The organism is Mesorhizobium sp. M7A.F.Ca.CA.001.10.2.1 (assembly GCF_003998575.1).
Taxonomy (GTDB): domain Bacteria; phylum Pseudomonadota; class Alphaproteobacteria; order Rhizobiales; family Rhizobiaceae; genus Mesorhizobium.
The window spans coordinates 1-957 of record NZ_RZQY01001136.1; the positions used below are offsets into that span (position 1 = coordinate 1).

1 protein-coding gene is annotated in these 957 nt (G+C 65.5%); it reads right to left on the bottom strand.

The annotated features are described in order from the left end of the window. Positions 1–92: 92 nt before the first annotated feature. The coding region (locus tag EN964_RS35675; RefSeq protein ID WP_164776483.1) for a pseudouridine-5'-phosphate glycosidase at positions 93–957 on the bottom strand (865 nt) is incomplete at its 5' end.

Genomic DNA, 957 nt, shown 5'->3' on the forward strand with positions numbered 1-957 from the left:
TCTCCCCTCGGGGAGAGGTCGGATTGCCCCGAACTGTTCTTTGCAATTCGGTCTTGGGAATCCGGGTGAGGGGGAACCTTCGCTGCGTGACCCTAAAGCGCCTTCGCAATCCTCGCCGCCAGCCGCGCATTATTCTCGACCAGCGCGATGTTCGTCTTCAGGCTCCTGCCGCCAGTCAGTTCGAGAATCTTTCCCAGCAGGAACGGCGTCACCGCCTTGCCGGTCACGTTGAGCGCCTCGGCGGCCTTCTGCGCGGCCTCGATATAGCCGGCCATCTCCTCAGCCGGGATTTCGTGGTTTTCCGGCACCGGATTGGCAATCAGCATGCCACCGGCGAGCCCCAGCGCTGCCCTCGTCTGGTAGAAATGCGCGATCTCTTCCGGCTCGTGCAAGGTCAGCGGCGCGCGGAACGGCGAATGCCTGGACCAGAAGGCCGGCATCGTCTCGCAGCCAAGGCCGACCACCGGCACGCCGCGCGTCTCCAGCACTTCCAGCGTCTTTTCGATGTCGAGAATGGCCTTGGCGCCGGCCGAGACGACGATGACCGGCGTGCGCGCCAGCTCGTCGAGATCGGCGGAAATGTCAAAACTCTTTTCGGCGCCCTTGTGCACGCCGCCGATGCCGCCGGTGGCGAACACTTTTATGCCGACCATATGCGCCGCGATCATCGTGGCGGCGACCGTGGTGCCACCGGTGCGCCCTTGCGCCACGGCAAAACCGAGATCGGCGCGCGACAGCTTCATGGCGTCGCCCGTCATCGCCAGCGATTCGCGCTCGCCGTCCGAAAGCCCGATCTTGATGCGGCCGCCAACCACGGCGATCGTCGCCGGCACGGCGCCGCCATCGGTGATGATCTTTTCGACGTCGGCCGCCATGGCGCCATTGTCGGGGTAGGGCATGCCATGGGTGATGATGGTGCTTTCCAGCGCCACCACCGGCCGGCCGGCAGCCAGAGCC